Here is a 20705-nt window from a genome sequence, read left to right on the forward strand (position 1 = left end):
CCTTAAATCGTAATCTTTTCCTGAAAAGTATTTTTTGCATCATGCGCATGGGAATCGTAAACAATACGACCTTGCACGATAGTCATTTTAATGCGTATATCCTCATCAAAAATAACGACATCGGCATCTTTCCCCGGCACCAACGTTCCAATGGATCCCTGAAGCCCCAATATCCGAGCGGGCGTTGCAGTCATCATGCGTACGGCATCCAAAAGGGGTATACCGGCCAGACCCCGCATTGTCCGTATCAATCGATCTGCGGTAGCGGTACTGCCTGCAAATGCTGAACGATCAGGCAATTTTGCCACGCCATCTTCAACGAGTACTTCCATTCCGTCGGTGAGGCTGCCTAGTATACTATTCCCTTCCGGCATGGCTGCAGCGCGCATTGCGTCGGTAATCAGCGCTGCACGATCGGGTCCTTTTATCTTATAAACCAACCGGAGCAATTCAGCCGGTAAGTGTTTTCCGTCGGCGATGATTTCCACGTCCAGCTCGTCGATGAGGTAAGCCGCCTCGATGACACCCCCGTATCGGAAAGCGTTCCGCCGCGTGACACCGGACATGGCAGAATAGAGGTGGGTCACGAGCGAGTACCCGTTTTCGAATGCGTCGGCGACGTCGCTATACAACGCATCGGAATGAGCGATGGACGGCAAAATGTTACGCTCGCGCAAGATCTTTCCAAACGGAATGGCTCCCTTTTTTTCGGGTGCCACGCTCCATCGTCTGATTGAGGATGAACTATTTAAAATCTCAAAGTACTCAGCCGGATCGGGATCGCGGATATACCGGGGATCCTGGGCACCGCGCTGTTCCATCGAAAAATAGGGGCCTTCGATGTGAACGCCTAAAAACCGCGAACCGCGGGTATTATCCGCCGCTGCCTTTTCGTATCGCTCCAGGGATCGAATAATTTCCGCTTTGGTGCTGGTTAATACCGTAGGCAGCATAGCGGTCGTACCGTATCGGACGTGAGTTTCGGCCACCCCCAGAAATGCTTCGACCCGGTCGTCCATAAAATCACTACCGCCTCCGCCGTGTACGTGAATATCGACGAATCCCGGAGCAATGTATTGACCGTTAGCGTCAATAATTTGCGCGTCGGGCGCATCGATACTTGTTTCGCTTACTGCTTCAATCTTACCATTCCGCAAGAACAATTCCCCACTTTTTATAATACGGTATGGGGTGATAATCGTACCGTTTATGATTTTTATATCGCTTTTCGACATGGATGTTTTTATGTGTTTTAATGCTGCTGCGGCCTCGGTTTACCACCTGCGAAGTTTGTGTCCCCACATTGCATAATAAATCAAATACAGGTAACACGGCAATAATACCCAGTACGCTTCCCGTAAGCCGATCTTGTCGGCGAAAAAGCCATAAACCAGCGGTAAAATGGCATTTCCACACAGGCCCATGATCATTAAGGAAGCGCCTACCTTGGTGAAACGGCCAAGTCCATCGATTGCCAACGGCCAGATACCGGCCCAGGTAAGTGAATTGGGGATTCCCAATAAGACCACAAACCAGATGGAGACATCGGTTTCATGCCCAAAAATCGTCACCTCACCTTTGGTAAACACAATAAGCAGGGATAGTATCGCCCCCATGAAGGTTACTACGCGCAGCATATTTTTCTGGCTAATCCACCGAGGAATGACTGAAATTCCCAATACATAACCTACGATGGCCATACCCAATGTATACGAGGGGAAAACTTTTGCCTCAATCAGCGATATGCCCATGGAACCGGCATAATTGATTACCGTGTCGATGGATATCACTTGGGCGCCCACATGGATGAAGATCGCTATGGCTCCCAAAACCAAATGCGGAAATTGAAAAATATTCGTTTTCCCGGAATTCGAATCGGCAACACTGGATTCCTCCTCCTCCGTGTCGATTTCGGGCAGCGGAGAATAGCGCACTCCGATACCGATGAGCAACAATGCGGCACCCACAACCGAATAGGGAACGATAACCCTTCGGATCAACTCGTCAAGCGTTGCGGCGCGTACGTCATCCGCCATCGAAGCCAAGCTATCGAACAACGCCTGGTCGGTCGGCCGTAACACCGCTGCAGCGAACAACAAGGGTGCAACAATCCCGGCAAACTTGTTGCAAATGCCCATGATGCTGATGCGTTGTGCGGCGCGTTCTTTTGGACCAAGGATCGTAATATATGGATTAGCCGCCGTCTGTAGGATTGCCAGACCGATGCCGATCGTAAACAAACCAAGCAGAAATACCTCGTAGGTACGCGTCATCGCGGCGGGCACAAAGATGAAGGCCCCTAAACTCAGTGCGAAAAAACCTACCATCATACCCTTCTTAAACCCTACTGCCTTCAACAGGTACGAAGAAGGCACAGACATCACAAAATACGCAATGTAGAATGCAAATGCCACCAAATAGGACTGGAAATGGGTAAGCTCGCAGGCAATTTTAAAATACGGAATTAGTATTGCATTGATCCAGGACAAGAATCCGAAAATAAAAAACATCCCGGCAATGATGATAATGGATACTGTTGTATCCCGGCGTGACAGCGATGCTACGCTGACCGTCGTCTTTATTGATGCTGCCATTTACGTGTCGTGTTTACTACGCCCTCAGGCTTTTGGTTCCCAGCCTTTTTCGTATTCACGACTCCATAACTTCCGCGCTTCTTTGTTGTTCAGGATGTGGCCGTTCGCCGGATCCGTTTCCAAAAATCCACCGCTGCGTTGCGCGATATTGCCTAGCTGGACAAGCAACGTACTGATGTGGCCGCTTTCGATATCGGAAGCCAGCTTCTGCCCATTTTTGATGCCTTCGAAAAAATTCTGTATATGAATGGCGTCCAACGCTTGCGACGGATTGGTCAGGTTACGGGCGTCGATGGTGAAGTCGTTCTTTACCTCTTTCACCAGTTTGCCTTTCAAGTCGAATACTTTATACGCGTTCCCCCCATCAATCTGCAACGATCCATTTTCTCCGTAGAAGATTACGCCTACGGTGGATCCTTCGATTGGAGTCCCGTTACAGCTTCTGCCCTCCCAGGTAATCATACTTTTATCGGCAAACTCCAGGTTAATGATTTGGGTATCGGGTGTTTGCCAATCGTCCTGATACCGATAGCGACCACCGGCCGAAGTAACCTTGGTTGGGTAATCTACTTGCAGCCCCCAACGGGCCAGGTCGACCATATGCGTACCATTGTTTAGCGCCTCGCCTGTTCCCCAATGCCAGAACCAGTGCCAATTATAGTGGATCAAATTGTCTTTGTATTCCCGGCGCGGAGCTGGTCCCTGCCACAGTTCGTAGTTCAACCAACTGGGGACGGCCGTTGCCTTGCCAACACCGATAGAAGGTCTATTGTTGGTATACCACGTCTTAGCAAGGTAAGCTTTGCCAATAACGCCGTTATGAACCTCTTGAATCGCCTTTGCAACGTTCGGCCATGACCGTCGCTGATTACCCATCTGGATTACATTGCCATATTTTTTTTGGGTAGCAAGTAGCAGTTCTCCTTCCCGGGGATTATGGCTGGCTGGCTTTTCAAGGTATACGTGTTTTCCTGCCTGAGATGCCATGATGGCTGCCGGTGCATGCCAATGATCGGGTGTTGCCACCACCAGTGCATCGAAATCTTTTTTCTCCAGCAACTTTCTGATGTCTCCCTCAAGGCCGGGTCGTTTTCCCTGGTTACCTTCTACCTGTCCCGCACATTTGTCCGCGGCCCGTGTATCCACATCGCAGATATAGACAATTTCGCAATTGGACTGAGACGAAAAATTATTCGCAAGCGCAAGACCACGCGCATTGACGCCCATCATAGCGACCCGGATCCGGTCGTTAGCACCGAGAATGTTTGCATAACTTCGAGCACCGAAGCCCGGGAGAACCCCACCAAATGATAACGCTGTCGCACCTATCGTGGTCTTTTTGATAAAATCTCTTCTTGAATTCATCTTGCTTTTCATAATTTTAGTTAACTGAACAATAACGCTTCACTTAAGATATACATCCAACGCATGTCGTGTACGTACACGAAGATATACAAAAGTATCTTTAACCACAAATTTTTTTTGCCATTTACGGCACAACACGCTCCGCTTGTATAGCAGTTGTGGAAATCGGGCTAGACTGGGGTCCGAATCGTTTGCGGATATACGTTAGAATTACCGCCAAGTCCCGGTCTTCGATAAAGGAGAACTGAGGCATCTCGTTTTTACCGGTTAAAACCAGTCGAATCAATGAATCCGGATCGCCGGTTACAACGGGCGACTTAACCAACGCGGGAAAGGTACCGGCTATCCCCTGTCCGTTTGCCTTGTGACAAGAAGCACAATAATTAACGTATAACGCCTCGCCCTTACTGACCACGTCCGTTCCCGTTTGTTTCACAATAGCGCTTTTTGCCTGCTCATCCACATACTTTCGATCCAGCGCATAGATTCTCAGAATTCGGTCATCTTCCTCGTCTGCAAAACCATTGGGATTCCAGTCGCGGTTACTGGTAGACAGATACACATCGCCATCGGGCGACACGCAAACGGATCGCAAACGCCCAAATACCTGTTGAAAATAATTTACATCGGCAACGATGCTGTCACCCGAAGCATTCAACTCAAGCGCACGCAGGCTGTTGCCCTTCAGCGTTGTCAATAACAAACGTCCTTTCAACTCGGGTAATTTATCGGATGAATAATATGCCATCCCCGCCGGTGCGATCGTCGGAGTCCATGAGCGCAGCGGGGGAACGACCGTTGAATCCAGTACAAACTGTGCTTCCTTTTCGGTATTAACAAAACCTTCCACATGCGGCCAACCGTAATTATCGCCCTTACGGATGAGATTGACCTCATCCTCTACTGCGTCCCCATGGTCCGAGTTATACAGTTTTCCATCCGCATATACCAAACCTTGGGGATTACGCAACCCCCAGGCCCACACGGCGCTCCCTGGAAAGGGATTATCGTCGGGGATGCTGCCGTCGATGTTGTATCGGAGTATCTTCCCATTGGGGGAAGCTATATTTGGTGCATTTTCAAACTGTGCACCATCGCCTGTTGCGATCATCAACTTGCCATCGGGGGCGATTTCCACGCGGGCTCCAAAATGCCCGTTCCAACCGGGATATTCCAAAATAACAAGCGAATCAACCAACGTATCCGTCTGATACGTATACCGTACGACTCTGGAAAAGCGCGACTTGTCTTCCTTGACACCGCTATAATTCAGAAAAACATAAGGCTGCTTTTTTAGGTCGGAATGTACCGCCATGCCAAGCAGGCCCGACGTCCGGTCGCGTAATACGCCATCAATCGTTAGCAGACGAGTAATTTCTCCGGTCTCCGGATTCAGCCGGCTCACCTTCCCCCCTTGCTCAGTAAACCATACATGGTTATCCGGACCCCAGACCAATTGCCAGGGAACATCCAGATGATTTGCCATGACCTGTATGCCGACGTGGGTATTGCCCAATAGAAACTGATCATCAGGAATGTCCCGATCATCGGTCTTACATGCCAAAACAAACAACAGCGACGCTACAAACAGAAAACGTAGTCTTGTCATCTTCTATCGGTTCTTTAACTCATTCACGGTATAGCATACCAATCGGCTGCGTATCGACTGTCCCCATTTGCTTTGCAAATCTCCCAAGTTCAGTTCATAAATGAACCCGGACTTCAGGGAAGCCAAGTGAAGGGTCACGGTTTTCCGATCGTCCGAAAGCTCAACGCGGGTAACCGGAACCCTCTCCAGCTCCTGTTGAGGAGAACCATATTTCGAATGATAAAGATAATAATACCGGGAAAATTGATAGTTTTCCGGGTTTAAGGCTGCGGTATCCTGCATGGGTTGTGTGAATTTCAGCTCGAACCCATCGGTTGTCAGCCGCATGGTATGCACATCCACCGGCTGCTTGCCCGTGAATACAATCCGTTGAATTCCTACATCTCCGAGCCAGCCATGTGCATTCTGCCCCACCCACAAGCTGCCATCCGGAGCAAACGCCAATCGGTTATTTCCTTTTCGCAGTCCCAAGCTATCCAAGAACGGGATACACGCGCCCTGGAATTTACCGTTCACCTTTTCCAGCATCACCCGGACAATCCGCTCGCGATTCATTTCTCCAATAAAGAGCTGTCCCTCAAAAGGTCCGAATTTTCCTCCTGTACGATCCAGCACCGGTTGAGACGGAGAGTTAGCCATGATACCATGTGGAAAATAAACCACGGGGCGTGTGCGCATGCTATCCAGCGTATCCAGCGGAAGTTTGAAAGGATTGCCTCGATTCCATCCCGGTGTCCAGACCAGTCCGCCGGGATGCCCGTAGAATTTCCCCGGCTCAACATGGAACAACGGGCTGGTTCCTACCCAGTCGCCCTGATTATCGGTCACGAATACATTGTCAGCATCATCCACCACCAATCCATTCGGCGAGCGGAATCCTGACGCCACCGGATGCAAGGTACCGTCTTTGGTCAGTTTCATGACCCATCCCCGGTACGGCACCGTCGAGAACATCTGCCGGTTTCCGGTTTCCCCATCGCGCCCTTCGAAGTTGACGGTTCCCCGTACCTCGTCTCGCATTTTCCCCCCAGACGACGACGAATTCAGTGCAATATATAAATTGCCCTCACTATCCATCTCCGGCCCATAATTAAATTCATGGTAATTGCCCGTAATACCAAACGCATCCGTGACGTTCTCGTAAAGATCGGCAACCCCATCTCCATCGGTGTCTTTTAGCCGCGTTAGTTCCGGGAGCTGCATGACCAATATTTCATCGTTACTCACCACGTGAATACCCAGTGGGTCGTGAAGCCCTTCAGCAAACAGGTGCCACATCTTCGTTGCCGTATCGTACGTCATGATTTCGCCGCGGGTAAACGCGGCAATCAATTTTCCGTTAGGCAAAAACTCCAACGCTCCTACCTGACTGGCGAGTCCTTCGGGTGTTTTGATATCCTCTACGACGTAAGCCTCACCCGGCTCAGGAGCGGAAGAACAGGCGATCAGTAAACCCAATGCAATAGCAAAAAAAACAGCCCTCATCCCTATTTTTCTATTTTGGTTAGGATTATGGTAAACGAACGTGCTTCTTCAGCAGTCAACCGCAGCGCATTGCGCTCCCACACACCCGTGGAAGCCGAGTACGTTACTCCCTCGTTGGCAGCGGTACGGAAGGTCACTGGAGCAGCTGCATTTGGAATGCGGAACATTCTTTGCAGCCCTTTGCCGTCTGGCTTTTGATGGATTAATTCGTACACATCCGTTCCGTCAACCTGGTAGTGGAACTCCGGGTAGCGATCCTTCATCCGATAGCCTTTGTAAGTAACCCGGTCGGGCTCCCGGTTTCCGATCAAGATCGGGAACCCGACCAAGCTCCGGAAAAAAACCTCACCAACCACTTTAGACTCTGCGTCTCCTTTTCCTTTCCAAAGATCCGAGTTATCCAGAAATCCACCGGTCCACGCAAACCGTAACGTCGACGTCCCTGCATCCCAGCAATAGGAGACCTGGTTCGGCAATGCAACGGCAATTGCCGCGGGGCTAGCCCCATCAATAAACACCCGGTAATGATAAGGTGGTACCGGGGTATATGGATGCAGCGGAACCGGCTTTCCGTGCGCGTGGTCCTGATGCTCGGCGGGACCATCCACGTTGTCTTTACGACGGCTTTCGGGGATATTTACATCCTGCTTAAGCTCGGGCATCTCACCGGATTTGCTCACGTACATCGCCCCGTACATAATTGTACCATGACCCGGGTAGGTACACACGTAGGGGTATGTGCCTTCTGTTGTGGGCGCCGTAAAAACCAAGGTTTTCGTTTCCTCCGGGGCAGTGACCGGTATCGCCCAAAGTACCTCTGAGCTCTCGGGAATGTAGCCGGCAGCCGGTCCAGCCTCACCCAGTTTATTGGTTAACTCAACTACTTTTTCCCTCGCGCCGGGCTTGGTAATTAACAGGTTGTGACTCATATCGTCCGTATTATTCAGAATCAGTTTAACCCGTTCACCCGGTTTAACCGTAAAGCGGGCGACACTAAACTGCAATCCCGGCAATACCTCGATGCTAATCGTTTTTACGGGTGTTGTCTGATTGTACACCGAAATGCCTAAGCTCAGGATAAGCAAGGCGGTAACCCATAGCCGCTTTATGGATGTTCGCATGAATACGTATCGAATCGTTTATAGTTTCTGTTCAAACAGCGCCGCGTATTGCGACGGTGGCACGAAAATCCCGCCACTTTTTTCATAAAAGTCGTCGCCCAGTTCAAACGCACCCCGTATGCGTCGCGTCCAGTGCGCGTTTGCATACGGATGATTGGCCGACATTTGTGCCCAATTCACATAGTTACTGTCGCCGTTCGTTTCCATTAACGCCATGTCGATACCCGGGAAAGGGATCAATCGGGCGGCTATATTCTTGTGCCAATCCACCAAAATCGGGTTTACGGTCAGATCCGCACATAAACAAGGAACGTTACGATCGTGCGCAGATTTTGCAATGCGCAAAGTGAGGCTGAGTGTTTTCGCAATCCCTTTCAGCACGATTGCACCATAACCCTGTTCAATACGGCGCACCGCTGCCCCCTCGTCATGCGCGCTTTCATCGGCAGCAATCCGGATTCCCACATCGTGTACTTCTTCATCATTTGTTTCCACGAGCGGTTCTTCATAGAACAGGATCTGATCAAATGCGCCGATACGACGGGCGTGATCCAGGTAACGCATAAGTGTCTCTTTTTTCTCATATCGCGCATTGGCATCCAGGGTATACCAAACTTTCCCGTGCGACGTTCGATCGGTCCGAACATCTTTCAACGCCCTATGGATTTGTGTAAGCCTCTCCATATCTTTCTGAAGCATCTCCTCCTGACTTCCGGGAGCTCCTGTTTTGATCTTAAACAGAAAATACCCGTTCTCCGCCGCCTGCTTCAGCTGCTGGATCGGCATGTTATAGGACACCTGATACAAAATCCCTACTTGCCTATTCCGTGACGCCAATGCCGGTCGATATGTTGCCGGTATCATCTGTTCAAAATCCTGAAATCCGTTTTCCGCTGCATAAAGAAGCCAAGCCGCGTTATCAACGCTAACCAACGCATTGTACACGAAATTGATATTTACGTCTTTGCGCCCCGTCACCAGCCGGGCATCGACACATACCTGCGGAAGGATGGCCTCAAGCAGATCAATAGGGGTCGAAAATCGAGTTTCCCTGACGCGTTGCAAAGCTTTATTCATCAGCACAAACATCAAGGCGTTACCGGTCGCTTCTGACGACTGGGCAAAAAGGTCAGCATCACCGTACAATACACTTTGTGTTGCCAGTCCGATGGCCGTATGCCCGGATTCCGACATCATCTTAGCGGCCACCTGCCAGAGTTCGGTTAAGTATCCGCCCTTAAATCCAAACGGATGCAAAAGTTTTTCCCGCTCGAAATTAGCTGCCGTTTGAACCACCTGTACCTGTTTCATCGGCGGTTAGGGCTTATTGCTCAAAAACTCGCTTACAAAGCCATCATCTATGAGCTCCGGGTAGGCCGCACAAACCCGTGTAATTTCTTCAGATTGTCCCGGAGAAAGCTTTTCGTCGGGGTCCAGGCACCAAATGCCTTTCATGAGCCCTTGTCTACGTAACACTTCATGTATACCGGGGATACAACCGTGAAAACTATGCGCAGGATCAAAGATCGCCGCATTCATGTCGGTAACCCCGACCCCCTTGTTTAACAAATCAGCTACCCCTTCATATCCATTTTCCCGACATTGCTTCACTTCGTTAAACAACTTAACAGCCGCATGTGTCCACACGGCCCAATGCCCCAATAGTCCGCCCTCGAAACGTTTACTTACCAATTTGCCGTTTACTTCAAACTTATACGTTGTTAACAGGTCGGCCACAATATTGTCGTCATTGCCCGTATACAGGGTAATCTCCTCATTCCGGCTGGAATGGCACACCGCGCGGACAAGATCCAAGGTTTGATATCGGTTGAACGGTGCCGCTTTGATGGCGTGGACGTTCGGGATTTCTGCAAATTCCTTCCAAAAATCATAGGAAAAAATACGCCCACCGACGCTGGGCTGCAGATAGAATCCGAAAACGGGAATCACTTCAGCAACTGCGCGCGTGCGATCCAATATCTCTGTCTCGGTTTTTCCTTGAAGCCCGCCCATGCTGAGCAGTCCGAGATCATAGTCATATTTCAGGGCAATTTCAGCCTCCCTCAGTGCCTGATCGGTATCTCCGCAGATACCGGCGACCGCAATGAAGGTATCTTGCTTAGTGGAATTGGCCATTTCTTCCGCAGCAAGCGCTAATACTTTTTCGTAAAGATTTACTTGCGGATCGCGGATTGCGAATTGTGTACTGTGTACGCCGACGGCCACACCACCGGCTCCGGAGGCAAGGTAGTAGCGGGTCAATAATCGCTGATGTTCTTCATCCAATTTCCGATCCGCATGAAGCGCCAAAGGATGCGCAGGGATCACCGTTCCCTGCTTTAATAACGTGGCTTTGGCCGAAGATAACTGTTGTGTTGCCATGATTAAAATTTACCTGCTCGTTCCTGAAAATGCGTGGGTTTATCCAATTGTTCGCCGCCTTCGCGCAGCCATCGGGCCGTTAGCTCGATGATTTCCCGTATCGTGACCCGCGGATAGCCAAATAGGCGATGGCACTCTGACGCGTTGTTCAGCAAAGCCGTGCCCTGCGGTTCGTAAGCAAACTGGGGTTCTTTGCCGAAGATCAAGCCGAATTGATTTGCCAGCCAACGAGTGGACAATGTTTCCGGTCCGGTAACGTTCAACATTTTTGCGGGCGACTCGCAATGCAGAAGCGAGCGGATGGCAATCTCATTGGCATCGCCCTGCCAAATTACATTGACATTTTCCGTACGCAAATCAATGGGCTTGCCATTAAGTACCGACTTCGCAATTTCCAATACCACACCATAACGAAAATCGACGGCATAATTCAGCCGATAGATTAACATAGGCGTTCCATTCTTTTGCGAAAAATACTCAAAAATACGTTCCCGGCCTAAGCACGACTGTGCATATTCGCCAATCGGTTCGGGAGCTACGTCCTCAGAAGCGCCCCCTGAGGTGACCGGTACGAAAGGCAGGACATTGCCCGAAGAAAACGCAACGATATTCGAATCCCGATACTTCTCAGCGACCCGGCCTGGCAAGTAGGTATTCATCGCCCACGTGTAAGATTCATTGCCGGTAGTGCCAAACTTATGACCTGCTAGGTAAATCACATTCGGCGCGTCCGGCAGGTTTGCCAAATCTTGGTCATCCAGTAGATTGGCGGCTATCGTTTCCACGCCAACGTTTTCCAATTCGGCTCGTGAAGCCGGGTTGGAGAATCTGGAGACGCCAATAACCCGCTGCCCCGTCCCGGCAGCATCTACCGCCTTACGGGCTACGCGTGCCATCGCAGGGCCCATTTTCCCTGCCACACCCAGTAGCAAAATATCTCCTTTAATACGGCTTACATCTGCTATTAATGCCGGCGAGGGTTCGAGCATACGTTGCTCCAGACTGATTAATTCATCCATATCTATTCTATGTTTATCTGTCATTTCAAAAATAATTCTTTAAAATTATAGACGGCCAGCACGATCAGCACAATGAGGCCTACCAAACCGGCTACACGTACAAAAAGCGAATTGGCGTATTGTCCCATTAGTTTTCGATCATTGGATATGAGGTACATGGCAACCGCGATAAAAGGCACCAAAAAAATGGTGACGCTTTGCGCGAGCACAATCATCTCCAGGGGTGGCTTTTCGTACCCGATCGCAATTACACTGCCCACGATCATGACAGCGGCGATCAGGCTTTTTACAACTTTTGAATCTAACGAACTGCCATGCCCCAGTCCATCCGACAATAGCGTACCACCGATAGAGGCGTTACCGATGACCGATGAAAATGAGGCCCCAAACAATCCGACCAAGAATAAATAAGAAGCCGCACTGCCAAATAAAGGCTCCAGGGCCTTCGCCATATCCGAAGCTTTGTTAACCGCAATGTTATTTTCGTGCAGCACCGCTGCAGCACAGGTGATAACCACGACGCACATCAAGCCTAAAATAATCATTCCGCCCGTGCCTCTACTGGCGCTGATATCCAAGGTGGGACTCGCCTTTTTTCTCGCTTGAATCAAATAGGCTTGATAGAAGGCTCCGACTATCGAAAAACAAGAAGCGAAAAAGGCAATGAGCAGCCCTAATGATCCTTCGGGTACTTCCGGCACCAACCCGGACACCATTCCAGAAACGGAAGGTTTTGCCAAAAACGTTGTTGTGATAAAGGCGAATAGCATCAAGATGACGATCGCGATCATGAGCCGCTCCAGCACCTTATAAAAGTTACGAAAAAACAAGAGCGCAATCCCAATCGCGTTGAACAAGATGATCCAAGGTGCCATGGGTGTACCGCTTGCTTCCGCAATGGAGAGCCCAACTCCGATCGAATTGCCTGCTTGGAAAGATGTGGCCACCAGAAAAATGCCGAACCCAATTAATCCAGACGCCCATTTTCCATACCGTTTCTGTATGGTCACAAGCAACGAATCATCGGTGGCCAGCCCAATTCGAGAAGCCATGTTTGCATAAATAATCATGAAAAAGATAGCGACTACGACCAGCCATAGCAAACTATAGCTGTACATGGCCCCCATTTTTGAGGTGATGGTAATCTTACTGGGGCCAAATACAATGGCGGCTGTAACGATGCCTGGCGCTAGTGCTAGGAAAAAATTTCTGATTTTGGGCATAATGTTATCATAGTTTTATATTGTCCGTTGTTGTCATCCGAAAAGAGTTATTCGATCAATTCGCCGATCTCGATATGATACCAAGCTGCAAGCGTATTCAAGTCCTAATCCCTCATTTACCTCCCTCGACCCCGTACCGGTTGTCGAGACCTCTGGCGCGTCGCCTAATAAGTTAAAGCCGGGATTTCGTATCAAACGCATCCATTTATACACAAATGTGGTCAAATAATTGGGAAATACATGATATGATTTATACACACCATTCCTTTCATTTCCATCGCTAATTACCCCTTTGTCATCCATCGCTATTGAAATTGGTACATTCTTATATTGCCTATTAGGCAAAGCCAATCATTCCCAGCCCGGGTTTTGGGTCAGGTTATCGTTGAGCACGATTTCGCTTATCGGAATCGAATTGAGGTAGTCCCTTCCCACTTTGAAACCATAACCTTCTGGCATAGCATTTTTTAGTGGATCAAGGAATCCATCTTCGTCTACCGGAAAAGGATTCTTAGCAATCTGCGACGCTTTGAATCCTTTGGGTCGCGTGCCAACAATCAATTCGTCAGCCGCTGCCCAGCGAGCAATATCGTCCCATCGGTATCCCTCGGCGGCTAGCTCCACCCTCCGCTCCCGGCGAACCTCGTTGATTAACGGCGACAGCGTCGGAAAATCCCAATTTGGATCTGTTGCGATATCATCCACTAGTAAGTTGGGCATACCGACACGGTCACGCAAAGGTTTAATAGACTTGTCAATATCAGCCTGGGTAAGTATACCCAGCTCGGCTTTAGCTTCCGCAAAGTTGAGCAGCGCCTCGGCGTACCGATAAATCATGCCCGGCGATTCTTCGTACTGTTGCACGTGGTACACCAAATTCGGATTATATCCTTTTTGGATGATGTAACCGCTGGGTGCATTCATGTCTGCCTTCGAGTTCAACTGGGCATACGCGTCGCTCCAATACGTAGTGTCACTATTTGCATCGATTTTCCAAATCTGGTCTGGGGTAGCGATGGTTTGATAAAACCGAGGATCCCGGTTCTCGGCTTCCGAAGCAAGTGTATTATACCCACTAAACAATTCATTTCCACTAATGGGGCGACCATCGGTACACAGGTACGCATCGGCTAGCTGTTTCGTTATGGATTTGTTGGATGGCGTTTCCATCCGGAAAAAACGGTCATTAGTGAAGTCTCCGTCACCTTGGGTCAGGTTGTTGTCATACTTACGCCAAAACATCACTTCGCTATTGGCCGAAAAATCCAACTGGGCAAATAGCTCCCTGTAGTCTGACGTCGGATTACCGGTACTATATATACTGTAGATTCCGGCATCGATTAGCTCTTCGGCCGCTTCGACCGCTTTGGTGAAATACTTATCAGGATTAGCGTCCGCCACGCCGAAGGGTGTGCCGTTATGATACTTTTCCCACGTGCCTTCATACAATGCTACCCGGCTTTGAATCAATAGTGCGATCCAGCGGTTAATCCTTCCGGCACCCGAAGTCTTATCAGCGGTAAGATACATCGCTGCCGAATCCAATTGATCAATGATAAAGTCGGCCACTTCGTTGCGAGGATCGCGCGGATTATACAGCTCAGGCGATTCGGTTGTCAGTGTCTTTGTCAGGATCTGAATATCTCCATAGCTTTGCATCAAATTAAAATAAATCAACCCCCGAAAGAAATACGCTTCTCCCAAGTATTGCTTGTATTCATCCAATGTATAGTTTTTCTCCACCCGACGGTAATTATCGAAGAAGAAATTGATTTTGCGTACGTTGCCAAACCCGATGGTGCCAGTCGTAGCGATCGTTCGCGTGCCCTGCAAACGTTGGTTGGGAGAACCACTAACTTGGTTATCACTTTCGAAGTCGCTCCCATGGTTCGCATATTTAGGAAACATGGCGCTATTGTAAAACGTGTTTATATATGTGCGTAATTGGTCAGGCGTTTCAAAGATCACGTCCGACGTAGTCGCATCCAATGGTCGACGATTAAGGAAATCCTTATCGCAAGCGCTATTCAACAGCGCAAAAAATAGGGTTATGATGACGAAGTACCTTTTCATGATATTCATAATAAAAAATTAGAAGGTAAGATTCAATCCAAACGAAAACGACCGGGTCTGCGGGTAGATCATACCAGCGGTCTGATAACCTCCAAAGTCTTTATCAGAGGCGAGCATCGTTTCCGGATCAAAGACTTTCGGCACACCGGTAATGAGCAACAAATTTTCGCCCGAGAAATACACCCGAACATTCGCGATCTTGAACCGGTTAAGGAAATCGGCTGGCAAGTTGTAACCAATCTGCACATTCCGAAGTCTCAGGTAAGCCGCATTTAGTAAATACCGAGTTTGTACCTGCCGATTCTTATTCGTTTCTGCCGTAAAATAAGGTTTAGCAAAATAAGCATCGGTATTTGGGCCGAGGATGTTAGTTTCATCTGCCGAGCGCCAATAGTCCAAGTTATACGAGTCTTTGAAAATTGCGGAGCCTCCCCAACCACTAGTTAGTCCCCAGAACACCGGTGAGTCGGTATCCGCATAAAAATCCTGCTTGCCGACACCTTGCCAGAACATTGAAAAATCAAATTGCTTCCAAGTTATGCCTCCGGTTATACCGATGTTGTATCTGGGTTGGTCGTTACCAATTACCACCAGATCACCATGGTTATCCAATGTCCGTTCGCCATCGTTAACGAAGCCGTCGCCATTCACATCCCGGTATTTCATGTCGCCTAGGCCCCAAGATTTCCAGTATCTTCTTTGGGATTCATTGGCGGCGTTCGCTTCATCTTCGGTCTGAATGAGTCCGTCGCTCACCAAACCCCAGATTTCACCAACTTGCTTACCCGCATACCAATTATCAACGCCTCCTTTATCGTTGTCATATTTGAGAATTTTCGAACGGTTGTCGCCCAAGCTCACACTAGCGTTATACCCAAAATCAGCTGTTGGCCGATCTTCCCAGGATAGCACCACTTCAAAACCCTTGGTAACTAGTTCGGCATTGTTCGTCCGTGGAGCCGAGGTTCCAAGCTGAAACGGTAACGTAACGGCTGGTCCGACCATGTCGGAGGTAGTCCGGTTGTACCAGTCGACTGTCAGGTTCAATCGATTATTCAAAAATGCCGCATCGACACCTGCGTTGAAAGACGTAATGGTTTCCCACGTCAAGTCGTTACTGACCAACAAAGGCGCGTCTGCATACGCTGGCCGCTCACCGTCGATAATCCAGTTAAGCTGGCTACCCGTGGGTATTGTGGCCAGGTACCGGTAATTCCGGGAGTTTTGAGATCCCGTCCGGAAAATATTCTGATTTCCCAACGCGCCATAAGAAGCCCTGAATTTCAGGTTATTCACATAATTGCTGATGGGTTCCCAGAAGTTTTCCTTGGAAATGGTATACCCGACGGAGCCCGATGGAAAAAAGCCCCACCGTTTTCCTTCAGGGAACCGCGAGGAACCGTTGTACCTTGCACTGAATTCCACCAGATATTTTTCATCAAAGTTATAATTGAGGCGACCGAATACACCTTGCGTTGCCCAGTGGTAAATTGCGTCGGTCAGCACACGTTCCCCCAGTGAGGTACTGATAGCGGGTACATTTACGTCAATCAGGTTGGCTCCCGATCCGTTCAGCCCTGTGTAAAGCCGGTACTCCTGTTCGTAGCCCACCATCGCTTTGAAATAGTGTCGGTTGAATGTATTTTCGTACGATGACGTTCCATTAATCAGTGTATAGATATTTTGTGAAAACGCCGACGCGTACCCAGAAACCGGCTTGCCAACATTGCCAAATTCGCCGGTACCTAACTCAACCGGTACGGGACCAGGATTAGAAGTGCTACGAAGCCCCTGATTATTGTAATTGTAAGAGAACGTGGTTTTCCATCCCTTGATAGGTTCCAATTCACCGCCCAATGTCAGGAAAAAATCATTCGAGTAACCCTTATCCCGGCCCGTTCCTTCCAAGTACCTTACCAACGGACTTTGTACCGTACCGTTGATGTTATAAAATGGCATCATCGGAGCAAACGTCAGCACACCATTAAAGAAGTGCTCCCGCCCCACCGTCGTATAACCAATGGGATAGTCTGTTTCTCCAGCCGTGTATTTTACGCTGGAATTGAATTTCAACCATGAAGTAATGGTCGTATTATAGTTACCTATAAAATTGTAACGCTTATAACTATCATTTCCCCATTCGTATAGGCCGTTTTCCTCCACATATCCTCCGGCCAGATAATATTGATTACGCTCGTTACCTCCGGATACATTAATATTGTGCTTTTGACTGAACGAATTATCGCGCATCAAAAGCTGTGGCCAATCGTTGTTTGCATTACCATCCCGACGACCGCCCCACAGATTATCGATTGGTTTCTCTGGATCATATTCATACGGAAACGAACCGTTTAAATAGCCTTGGATCCGCTCCAATTGCTCATCGCTATATACCACGGTAGCCCCCCCGTTCAAAGCTGCTTGGTTGTATGCAGTAGCCCAAGTGTAAGAGTCCACGAAGCTAGGTAACCGAACTGGACTGCTGAACGATAGGTTGTCCGTATACTGGATATTCACCCCTCCTGTTTTGCCTCCCTTCTTAGTGGTAATTAAAATCACCCCGAAAGGAGCCCGTGATCCATAAACTGCCGAAGCCGAAGCGTCCTTTAATACCGACACACTTTCTATCGATTCAGGGTCGACATTGTTGATATTCATCTCCACACCATCAACCAATATTAGCGGCGATGCATCTCCTTCGATAGACCCCATTCCCCGGATATTCCAATTACTGGACGAACCGGGCTCACCGCCTCGCATGTTCATCGAAATGTTGAGGTTGGGTGAAGCCCCCTTAATCAAATCAGCGACATTATTTGCTGCCCGATCTTTTAACCGCTCACCCGAAATGACGTCAATAGAACCGGTGAGATTACTTTTTTTCTGGGTACCGTATCCCACTACCACCACCTCTTCCAAATCGGAAGCTTGTGTCTCAAGCGAGACGTCCATCATGCCTGTTTCTGCCGGAATCTCCAGCGTCTTATATCCCAGAAACGAGAAATTCATAGTCGTGCCGACATTTCCCATGATCTCAAAGCGGCCTTGATTGTCTGTTTGGACTGCCGCATCACCGATGGTAACTGTCACTCCCGAGAGGAGTTCTTTTGTTGCCGCATCCCTTACCACACCTCGAATCGATGATTGGGCATAAAGCGCTATCCCGTAGCAACTGAAAGCCAAGAGAAAGCCTAGTGTTCCGATAAGTTTACTCATAATTTAAGTTTGTAAAAGTTTAATTCCATCCTAATTAAGTTTAACACGGTAACGTTACCGAAACCTCCCGAAAAACGGTTACGTACACGTTCCCAAATGATAAGTTTATAATGTTGACTAAAGTAATAACATAATTTTAATATTCATATATTTTTGAAGCGCTTTTGGTCGAAATCCCGGGCCGTCTGAAAAGCAGTTAAAACAATCGTATCTCTATTTGTGCTTCGGAGAAATCAAGAATCTTTTTTCTACTTATCTGAATGGTTGCAGAAAATATTCAAAAAAATCACCCAGAATCCTATTTGACTCCTCATTCGGATCATGCTTCTCTCTATTGGTCATCGCGACCCGGTTTTCAAAACCCAAAAATCGATTAACCTGTATAGCGTGATTGAGGGATACCCATCGCTCAACTCCGTCAGAAGAGCCTCCCGAAACTAACAAGGGCCTCGGCGCCATCAACGCATGCAGCTCATGCAGATCATAACCCCCACGAACAAGTTCAGGATACGCTCCTTTGGCGTTTTCCAAATCACCTGTTTTTCGCCATACGTTATCCCAAGGTGGCGGATAATAGCCTAAATACCAAGGTTCCCAGTAGTTTACCCCACTTCCTTTGGTATCGTCGAAGACAACACCGGGATCTGACCAAGCTGCACAGGCGAATTTTTCAAAAAGGCAGGAAGCGAACATCGCCCATTTACCGCCAAACGAATGCCCTGTAATGCCAATACGTGTCGAGTCGACCTCGGGTACCTCTGCCAGCACATGCCAGGCATTTGCGGCAGCATAAGCCAACATCGATAAAGGTTGGACTTCTGCATGTTCAATGGAAGGATAATAAAGTGAATACTCACGCCGCTTTGATGCCTCACGAGTGCCTAAGGATAAGGCAACGAATCCGCGTTTGACTAACTGTCGCGCAAAGTCGCGGTGAGGCTTTCCGCCAATACCCACGGCAGTCTCTGGCTCATAAAATACGGTAATCACTGCGGGATGCTTACGATTGCCTCCGGCATCCGGTATTAACAAATAACCATCAGTCCATTCGTTCGGTAGCCATTTAAACCGAACATGATGCTGCACATATCCTTCCTTCTGGACGGTCGAGTCGATGATAAGTTTCTGCTGTTCCAATAACACGGGCCATTTGCCCATCACCCCATGCCATCGCTCCAGAATTTCCTCCCGTCGACGTTGCCAATCGTCTTTTGTTTTCACCCGTGTACCGTCGTAGAATCGCAAAGGTGAGCGAAAGTCTCCCAGTCGCCCTTTCAGCGAATCAGGAGGTGCAAAAAACGGAGCGATCTCCTTCCAAAGGGAATCTCCGGACAACGGAAAATCGTTTGCGCCTGTAGCTTTTACGCTTAACATGCTACCGACGACTAACGCCAGAAGGAAATTATAGCCGTTAAGATGTTTCATTATGTATCCCCCCAGTGGAGCAACGTCCCACTTTCAGCAGCTCGATTTGCCAATAACACAGATTTGGCGGCCATCCTTCCCGTTTCAACATTTGAAAACGGTCTTTTTCCTAACTTCACGCACGCAACAAAATCCATTAGTGCGTAAGCCGTCGGATCCCGGTTTTGATCATCCTGATTTTGAAACTCCAATTCCATGGGTTTGCCCTGCCCCCAAGACTCTGCAGTTGCTCCGGTGACCCCGTCAACTGTCATTGGTTTACTATTAAGCACCTCGGGAAATGCGAATGCTTTGGTCCGCTGGATTTCGATGGTACCTTTCGTACCCAAAACACGAATGGAATAACCATTGAATGAATTGCTTAAAATCGAAGTCACACTTGCTTTCACACCATTCGGATATGCATAAACCGCACGAATGTTATCAAAGGTCTCCCGGCCATCCTTCCAATAATCAATACCCCCCATTGCAACCACGGAAATCGGATGATTGTCGTTGAACCAATTGAGGATATCAACCTGATGGGAACATAATTCAGTCATAAGGCCGCCCGAATATTCTTTATACATCCGCCAGTTGATCTGTCTTTCCAACGACGGATCGGGCACGGGTCTCCTCCAATCCGAATTCCGATGATACTGGCATTCATACTGTTTAACTTCGCCGATGAACCCGCCATTAATCGCCTCAAGAACCTTGTGATAGAGTTGATAATACCGATATTGGTGACCGATTTGCAGGACAGATTTGGGATGACTCGTGGCTAAGTCAACTAACTGATCGGCCTGTCCAGGCGTGTGTGTCATCGTTTTCTCCAAATACACGTGTTTTCCTGCCTGCAAGGCCTCGGATGCGGCGGAAAAATGCAAATGTTCAGGAAGTGCAATATAAACTGCTTCAATAGATGCCGAATCCAACAACTTTCGGTAATCCCGGTAGCCTGTTGCGGTTGGAAACAGCCTGCCTGCAGCTTGAAATTGTGGGTCCAAGATATCACTATAGGCCAGCACACTCACGTCCGGAATTTTCTTCATAAGGCCGGCAACTCCGCTACCGCGACTACCAAATCCGATCACTCCAATCGTCACCGGCGCTTCTCTTTGCGCATAGATACGTTGGTAAGGAAATCCACCGAATGCAACCCCCGCAGCGCCATACATCCCATTTCGTAAAAATCCTCTTCTGTTCATTGC

At 48.8% G+C, this 20705-nt stretch carries 14 protein-coding genes; all 14 read right to left on the reverse strand.

All coding sequences use genetic code 11. The features are described from left to right. Positions 1-2: 2 nt before the first annotated feature. Positions 3-1235, reverse strand: coding sequence for an N-acetylglucosamine-6-phosphate deacetylase (gene nagA, locus ACFQRK_RS08190; protein WP_379005442.1), 1233 nt, complete (start codon positions 1233-1235; stop codon positions 3-5). Between the two features lie 39 nt (positions 1236-1274). Then, complete coding sequence (locus ACFQRK_RS08195; protein ID WP_379005444.1) at positions 1275-2594, reverse strand: sugar MFS transporter; 1320 nt, start codon at positions 2592-2594, stop codon at positions 1275-1277. Between the two features lie 24 nt (positions 2595-2618). Beyond that, a complete protein-coding gene (locus ACFQRK_RS08200; RefSeq protein ID WP_379005446.1) occupies positions 2619-3959 on the reverse strand; it encodes a Gfo/Idh/MocA family oxidoreductase in 1341 nt (446 codons plus the stop codon). A 124-nt stretch (positions 3960-4083) separates the two neighbouring features. Continuing rightward, positions 4084-5568 carry a PQQ-dependent sugar dehydrogenase gene (locus tag ACFQRK_RS08205; protein ID WP_379005448.1) on the reverse strand — a complete coding sequence of 495 codons (1485 nt, stop codon included), beginning with the start codon at positions 5566-5568 and terminating at the stop codon, positions 4084-4086. A 3-nt stretch (positions 5569-5571) separates the two neighbouring features. Then, positions 5572-7053: a PQQ-dependent sugar dehydrogenase gene (locus ACFQRK_RS08210; protein ID WP_379005450.1), complete on the reverse strand. Its 1482-nt coding sequence runs from the start codon at positions 7051-7053 to the stop codon at positions 5572-5574. 2 nt (positions 7054-7055) lie between these two features. After that, positions 7056-8174, reverse strand: coding sequence for a plastocyanin/azurin family copper-binding protein (locus tag ACFQRK_RS08215; protein ID WP_379005452.1), 1119 nt, complete (start codon positions 8172-8174; stop codon positions 7056-7058). Positions 8175-8192: 18 nt separating this feature from the next. Beyond that, positions 8193-9485 (reverse strand): enolase C-terminal domain-like protein, encoded by a 1293-nt coding sequence (locus ACFQRK_RS08220; protein ID WP_379005454.1) that lies wholly within the window; start codon positions 9483-9485, stop codon positions 8193-8195. 6 nt (positions 9486-9491) lie between these two features. Next, positions 9492-10556, reverse strand: a complete 1065-nt coding sequence (locus ACFQRK_RS08225) for a dihydrodipicolinate synthase family protein (RefSeq protein ID WP_379005456.1) — start codon at positions 10554-10556, stop codon at positions 9492-9494. Positions 10557-10558: 2 nt separating this feature from the next. Next, positions 10559-11575: an NAD-dependent epimerase/dehydratase family protein gene (locus ACFQRK_RS08230; RefSeq protein WP_379005458.1), complete on the reverse strand. Its 1017-nt coding sequence runs from the start codon at positions 11573-11575 to the stop codon at positions 10559-10561. Positions 11576-11595: 20 nt separating this feature from the next. Further along, positions 11596-12798, reverse strand: a complete 1203-nt coding sequence (locus tag ACFQRK_RS08235) for an Nramp family divalent metal transporter (protein ID WP_379005460.1) — start codon at positions 12796-12798, stop codon at positions 11596-11598. Positions 12799-13149: 351 nt separating this feature from the next. After that, positions 13150-14871: a RagB/SusD family nutrient uptake outer membrane protein gene (locus tag ACFQRK_RS08240; RefSeq protein ID WP_379005462.1), complete on the reverse strand. Its 1722-nt coding sequence runs from the start codon at positions 14869-14871 to the stop codon at positions 13150-13152. Between the two features lie 18 nt (positions 14872-14889). After that, positions 14890-18087 carry a SusC/RagA family TonB-linked outer membrane protein gene (locus tag ACFQRK_RS08245; protein ID WP_379005464.1) on the reverse strand — a complete coding sequence of 1066 codons (3198 nt, stop codon included), beginning with the start codon at positions 18085-18087 and terminating at the stop codon, positions 14890-14892. A gap of 252 nt (positions 18088-18339) precedes the next feature. Continuing rightward, positions 18340-19512, reverse strand: coding sequence for a dienelactone hydrolase family protein (locus ACFQRK_RS08250; RefSeq protein ID WP_379005466.1), 1173 nt, complete (start codon positions 19510-19512; stop codon positions 18340-18342). Further along, positions 19512-20702 (reverse strand): Gfo/Idh/MocA family protein, encoded by a 1191-nt coding sequence (locus ACFQRK_RS08255; protein WP_379005468.1) that lies wholly within the window; start codon positions 20700-20702, stop codon positions 19512-19514. Before ACFQRK_RS08255 ends, ACFQRK_RS08250 begins: the two co-directional genes overlap by 1 nt. Positions 20703-20705: the final 3 nt, after the last annotated feature.

Source organism: Parapedobacter sp. GCM10030251, from assembly GCF_042666505.1.
Classification (GTDB): Bacteria; Bacteroidota; Bacteroidia; order Sphingobacteriales; family Sphingobacteriaceae; genus Parapedobacter.